At 33.3% G+C, this 6,282-nt stretch carries 6 protein-coding genes and 3 tRNA genes; 7 read left to right on the top strand and 2 right to left on the bottom strand.

The genetic code is table 11. The annotated features are described in order from the left end of the window. Window positions 1-65: 65 nt before the first annotated feature. The 5 genes from CD034_RS06760 to menC all read left to right on the top strand — a co-directional run bounded on the left by CD034_RS06760 (window position 66) and on the right by menC (window position 3,056). A tRNA-Asn gene (locus CD034_RS06760) sits at window positions 66-140 on the top strand. 1 nt (window position 141) lies between these two features. Next, window positions 142-213, top strand: a tRNA-Glu gene (locus tag CD034_RS06755). 50 nt (window positions 214-263) lie between these two features. Next, window positions 264-354 (top strand) — tRNA-Ser (locus CD034_RS06750). Window positions 355-653: 299 nt separating this feature from the next. Then, window positions 654-2,048, top strand: coding sequence for an o-succinylbenzoate--CoA ligase (menE, locus tag CD034_RS06745; protein ID WP_103288226.1), 1,395 nt, complete (start codon window positions 654-656; stop codon window positions 2,046-2,048). Next, the gene (gene menC, locus CD034_RS06740) at window positions 2,049-3,056 is read left to right on the top strand and encodes an o-succinylbenzoate synthase (RefSeq protein WP_077700115.1); all 1,008 of its coding nucleotides are present in this window, start codon (window positions 2,049-2,051) and stop codon (window positions 3,054-3,056) included. Here menC and yidD read toward each other — a convergent pair. Further along, window positions 3,047-3,292, bottom strand: a complete 246-nt coding sequence (gene yidD / locus CD034_RS06735; protein WP_103288225.1) for a membrane protein insertion efficiency factor YidD — start codon at window positions 3,290-3,292, stop codon at window positions 3,047-3,049. The genes menC and yidD overlap by 10 nt on opposite strands. Window positions 3,293-3,359: 67 nt before the next feature. On the opposite strand from yidD, the gene ytkD reads away from it, so the two are divergent. Then, on the top strand, window positions 3,360-3,833 hold the full coding sequence (gene ytkD, locus CD034_RS06730; protein WP_002449666.1) for an RNA deprotection pyrophosphohydrolase: 474 nt from the start codon (window positions 3,360-3,362) through the stop codon (window positions 3,831-3,833). Beyond that, window positions 3,814-4,587, top strand: coding sequence for an alpha/beta hydrolase family protein (locus CD034_RS06725; RefSeq protein WP_103288224.1), 774 nt, complete (start codon window positions 3,814-3,816; stop codon window positions 4,585-4,587). The genes ytkD and CD034_RS06725 overlap by 20 nt, the downstream gene beginning before the upstream one ends. Window positions 4,588-4,633: 46 nt before the next feature. On the opposite strand, the gene pckA is transcribed toward CD034_RS06725, so the two are convergent. Further along, complete coding sequence (pckA, locus tag CD034_RS06720; protein WP_087436821.1) at window positions 4,634-6,226, bottom strand: phosphoenolpyruvate carboxykinase (ATP); 1,593 nt, start codon at window positions 6,224-6,226, stop codon at window positions 4,634-4,636. Between the last annotated feature and the right edge of the window lie 56 nt (window positions 6,227-6,282).

Below are 6,282 nucleotides of genomic sequence, written 5' to 3'. Positions count from 1 at the left end.
AACCTCAGCCTTCCAAGCTGATGTTGTGGGTTCGATTCCCATCACCCGCTCCATAGTTTAATTATTCCGCAGTAGCTCAGTGGTAGAGCTATCGGCTGTTAACCGATCGGTCGTAGGTTCGAATCCTACCTGCGGAGCCATGGCTCCTTGGTCAAGCGGTTAAGACACCGCCCTTTCACGGCGGTAACACGGGTTCGAGTCCCGTAGGAGTCATATAAACAGAAGTGAAACATCGCTTCTGTTTTTTTATTTAATTGAATAGAGGAGAGTTGTCCGAGACTGGCTGAAGGAGCACGCCTGGAAAGTGTGTAGGCGCTTTATCGCGTCTCAAGGGTTCGAATCCCTTACTCTCCGTATCAAAAGCTTTATATCATAGGGTTTAGACTTAGCAAGTGTCAATTATGTGTCAAGAAAATAATTCTCTGACATGTTGACCTTGCTCTTTTTATGTTCTTACTCTCCGTACAGTAGCTCAGAATGGTTATTTTCCATTCTGGGTTTTTTATAGCTACAAGTATTTAACTATATTTATCTAAAAAGGGTAATATCTTTTAAAAAATAAAACAATCACAAAATAAATTTAAACATGAATCCTGTTAAGTCATTTAAAAATCGTTATAATATAGTATGTATAACTATTGGAGGAATGAATAGTGGAATTTTGGTTAAAAGAGCAAAGTATAAAAAACAAAAACAAAATTGCGGTTACAGATGGTAAGTATACATTAACATATAATCAATTATATTCTGCAGCGTATCAGCTTTCAAAGAAATTATTATCTTTAAATGAAAGTAGGATAGGACTATATATTGGAAACGACATTGAGTCTATTATTTTAGTGCACGCATGTTGGTTAGCGCAAATTGAAATTGCAATGATCAATACACGATTAACAACAACTGAAATGACCAATCAAATGAACTCAGTGAATGTTCAACTTATTTTAACTACAAAAGAGTTCGATTTACATTCACATCAAGTTCTCTCATTTAATCAACTGAGCGATTATCCTGATGCGCCTAATCATAAACAATTTGATATTCATCGTATTGCATCTATTATGTTTACATCAGGGACGACAGGACCCCAAAAAGCAGTACCTCAAACGTTTAAAAATCACTATGCAAGTGCATTAGGTTGTAAAGAAAGTCTAGGATTTGATCAACAAACGACATGGTTATCGGTTCTTCCAATTTATCATATTTCAGGACTTAGTGTGATTTTACGTGCTACCATTGAAGGGTTTACTGTACGTTTATTAAATAAATATAATACTGAAGATATGCTGACTATTATTAAAAATGAATATCCTACACATGTGTCACTTGTGCCACAAACGTTAAAGTGGCTAATGGATGCTGGTTTAAATAAGCCATATTCAATTGAAAAAATATTACTTGGGGGTGCAAAATTATCATCCACGCTCATACAACAGGCATTGAGTTATCAATTACCTATTTATAATTCTTTTGGAATGACGGAAACATGTTCGCAGTTCCTAACCGCTTCACCAGATATGTTAGCTAAACGATATGATACAGTAGGTAAACCAAGTGATAACGTTGAAGTATGTATTAAACAACCTAATGAAGAGGGCCATGGTGAATTACTTATCAAAGGTGACAATGTAATGAATGGATATTTGTATCCTAAAGATTTGGATAACACATTTGAAGATGGTTTCTTTAAAACCGGAGATATTGCAGAAATAGATAGTGATGGTTTTGTAATGGTTTATGATCGACGTAAAGACCTTATTATTAGTGGTGGAGAAAATATCTATCCTTATGAAATTGAAACAGTGGCTAAAACATTCAATGGAATTATAGATGCAGTATGTGTACCTAAAGAAGATGATACTTGGGGTCAGATTCCAGCACTTTACTATGTCGCAAGTGAAACAATTGAGGTTAAAGACCTTATAGATTTCTTACAAGAACATTTAGCAAAATATAAAGTTCCTAAGATATATCAACGCGTCAATGCATTACCTTATACTTCTACTGGAAAATTACAACGTAATAAAGTTGGAACTGAGGATCATTAAATGAAAATTATTGATATACAATTTTATTACTATACCGCGCCGTTTCATTCTCCGATTACGACGCCTAAAATCGAAATGACACATCGCAAAGCACTCATAGTACGATTTATTTCTGATGAAGGGGAAAATTATTTTGGTGAATGTAATGCCTTTGAAACGGATTGGTATGATACTGAAACAATTGAGACAGTAAAAATACGAATACAACAATGGTCAAAAAAGATTTTAAATCAATCATTCAATACATTTAGTGACTGGTTACCTTATCTTGATTTATTAGATAGTTATCCGGCTACTAGATGTACTGTTGTGATGGCGGTTTATCAGATGTTTTATTCACAACCGTGCTTTAAAGTTGAATATGGTGCAACAGTAAGTGGTTTATCTTCTTCACAATTACAAACACTTAAAGACACAAAGCCAGCACGTATTAAATTAAAATGGAGTTCTCATCTCATTAACGACATAAAAAAGCTACGCAATGAACTTCCATTTGAATTTAATCTTACACTCGATGCAAATGAAACACTGGATATGTCACAATTTCAATTATTAAAAGAGATTGATCAACACGATATTCTATACGTTGAAGAACCATTTAAAGATTTAAATGATTTAAGTTATATAGATGTTACGCATTATCCTGCTATTGCTATTGATGAAAAAGCAACGGATTTACAATCAATTTTGAAAATTATTCATCAATATCCTATCACTGCAGTTGTGGTTAAACCATTTAGACTGGGAGGAATAGATAGAGCACTAGAACTCATTCACTTATTAAAAGAGAAAGATATTAAAGTGATCGTTGGTGGGATGTATGAATATGGACTTAGTCGATATTTTACTGCTTTATTAGCAAAAGAGGGGTCTTATCCAGGAGATATTACTCCAGATGGATATTATTTTGAAACAGACTTTACACAAGGCATAGGCAAATTAAAAGAAGGATTGATATATTTCAATCCCCCTAAAATTAATATAAATGCATTATCTGTTTATGAATGATGATGTGTATGTTTGTCTTTTTTTAAAGGTACCGGATCAAATCCACCTTCATGAAATGGATGGCATTTTAAAATACGTTTTACTCCCATGTAGCCACCTTTAAATGCGCCATATACTTCTATAGCTTCTTTAGTATATTCAGAACAAGTAGGATAGAATCGACATGTTGGTGGTGTCATAGGGGAGATGAAACGCTGATAAAAACGAATGATGCTTAGAAATAATTTTTTAAGCATAAATAAACCTCCTATAGACATTTGATTATTAAATAATTTTACCACATTTAAGAGGGGGATGAGTAATATGGAGTTTATCGATCAAGAGGATAGACGAGTCACGATGCAATATAAAACTGATGATGATATACCGAACGGAAACCATGTTTTAGCTATTCCGATATTTCAAAATCAATTATTATTCACTAAACACTCTAAAAGAGGTATCGAGTTCCCTGGAGGTAAAGTTGAAATTAATGAAACGAGTCAACAAGCGATTGCTAGAGAACTTTATGAAGAAACAGGTGGAAAGATAGAAGCCTTATATTATATCGCGCAATATCAAGTTCATACCTTTGATAAATCACTTTTTAAAAAAGATGTGTATGTGATTAAGGTGAAATCCATTGAACATAAACATGACTATTTGGAAACAGAGGGTCCTATATTATTTCATCTAGTTAATGAGATTCCTGAGCACCAAAAAAGTTATTTAATTAAAGATGAAGCAATTTTAAAATGTTTAGAAAGGGTGAAAGATCTTGGGTATTACGAATATTAGAACAATGCCTGTTGAATCCAACACTCATCGATTTGAGGAAATAACTTATACAGTAGACGAATTAAGGGTAAAAGCGTTACAGATGGTCCCAATGTATCATAATGTTAAACGTATTGTAGTTTATTTACGTGGTGGAAAAGGGCAAGTTGGTAGAGTAAGAGCTTCAAGACTTATGCAATTTTCTGATCCATATACATTAGTTATAGGACCCTATTATAGAGGAAGTAATGGTAGTGAAGGAAAAGATGAATTTTGTAATGCTGATTTACATGATGTAACAGTACTTATTCGACTATTAAAAAATAAGCATCCCCAAGCTTTCGTCCATATGATTGGATTTTCAAGAGGTGGAATTCAAGGTCTATTATCATTTCAGGATGATCCAGTTGATAGCTATATTATTTGGGGTGGCGTTTCAGATATTCATTTAATGTATGAAGAACGTGTAGATTTAAGGGGAATGCTAAGACGTATGGTAGGTCATCCGAAAAAAGATAAAGAGGCATATGAACAAAGAAATGCGATATGTACATTGAATCAAAACAGTCCACCTATTTTAATTGTACATGGTGGTAAAGATTGGCAAGTGGGTATACATCAAGCTTATTTTCTTCAAGAACAACTAGAACTTAAAGGGGTCAAACATGATACATTTTATCAACTTGACGAAGGCCATGTACCAAGACCGAAAGCATTGAAAGAAGTTTTAGATTATATACATCAATGGATGAATAATATAGAACAAGACTTATAAAGATGACTACAACGGTCATCTTTGTAAGTCTTTTGTTTATATATTATTAATGACTAAATCCACCATTTTTAGCAATATCTTTTACTTCATCTCCAAATTTTTTGAAGTTTTCTTCAAAACGTTGTTTTAAGTCATTAGCTTGATGACGATAAGCCTCAGGATCATTCCAAGCATGGATTGGATTTAAAATCGTTTTAGGCACATCTTCCATTTCAATTGGTATACTTAAACCAAATATTTCATCTTTAGTAAATGTAGCTTGTTTTAGTTTGCCAGAAATAGCTTGATCTACCATATAACGTGTATAATGTAAGCTGATACGACGTCCAACACCATATTTTCCACCCGTCCATCCTGTATTTACTAGATATACATCAACATCATGGTCATCAATTAGCTTACCAAGTAAATTCGCATATTTAGTAGGGTGCAAAGGTAAAAATGGAGCGCCAAAGCATGTTGAAAATGATGGTTCAGGTTCTGTCACACCACGTTCAGTGCCAGCTAATTTTGACGTAAAACCACTTAAGAAATGATACATGGCCTGAGATTTAGATAATTTAGAAATAGGTGGAAGTACGCCAAATGCATCTGCAGTTAAGAAAATAATTGTATTAGGGTGTGCGGCTTTAGAAGGTAATACGATATTATCGATATGATGAATTGGATAAGCAGCACGTGTGTTTTCTGTGTTAGTATTATCATCAAAATCAACATGGCCACGTTCATTAACAATTGTATTTTCAAGAATAGTACCATATTGAATGGCATTATAAATTTGAGGTTCTTTTTCTTTAGATAAGTGAATGGCTTTTGCATAGCAACCACCTTCAATGTTAAAAATACCATTTTTATTCCAACCATGTTCATCATCGCCAATTAATTTACGATTTGGAGTCGCTGATAATGTTGTTTTTCCTGTACCAGATAATCCAAAGAATAGAGCAACATCACCTTTTTCTCCAACATTGGCAGAACAATGCATACTCATAATATCTTGCATAGGTAATAAGTAGTTCATCACTGAAAAGATACCTTTTTTCATTTCTCCAGCGTATTCAGTACCACCAATTAAAATCACTTTATGTTTAAATGAAACAATAATAAATGTTTCAGAATGAGTACCGTCAACGTCTGGATTAGCTTTAAAATGAGGGGCAGAAACGATAGTAAAATTTGGCTTAATATGACTTGCTTCCTCAATAGATTCAGGTCGGATAAACATGTTTTGTGCAAATAAATTATGCCATGCAAGTTCATTGATGATTTTTAATTTTAATTGTGAGTCTTTATCACTTCCGGCATAACCGTTAAAAACGTATAATTCCTCTTTTTGATCTAAATAATCTAATACTTTGTTGTATAAATTTAAAAACACGTCTTCATCTATAGGTTGATTAATGTCTCCCCAAGCAATATTGTCTCGATATGAAGGTTCGTTAACGATAAATTTATCTTTTGGTGAACGACCAGTATATTTACCTGTACTCATATTAATTGCGCCAAGTTCTGTAAGTTCACCTTCATTATTATTTAAAATCTTGTAATAAAGCTGAGTAGTAGAAAGTTGAAATAAAGTCGTTTTCTTTTCTAATAAGTGTTTGATTTTAGGTGTTTCACTGTATGTATCTATTGACATACAACATCCCTCCAAATATCTATTCATTTATTAATGTAAGCCCTTACATTAAAATA

The organism is Staphylococcus hominis subsp. hominis (assembly GCF_002901845.1).
GTDB classification, from domain to species: Bacteria; Bacillota; Bacilli; order Staphylococcales; family Staphylococcaceae; genus Staphylococcus; species Staphylococcus hominis.
This window is presented reverse-complemented; position numbering and strand designations above follow the sequence as displayed.

Coding starts and splice junctions, on each gene's coding strand:
- pckA (WP_087436821.1), bottom strand. CDS start 6,226: ATGTCAATAGATACATACAGTGAAACACCTAAAATCAAACACTTATTA.
- yidD (WP_103288225.1), bottom strand. CDS start 3,292: ATGCTTAAAAAATTATTTCTAAGCATCATTCGTTTTTATCAGCGTTTC.
- ytkD (WP_002449666.1), top strand. CDS start 3,360: ATGGAGTTTATCGATCAAGAGGATAGACGAGTCACGATGCAATATAAA.
- menC (WP_077700115.1), top strand. CDS start 2,049: ATGAAAATTATTGATATACAATTTTATTACTATACCGCGCCGTTTCAT.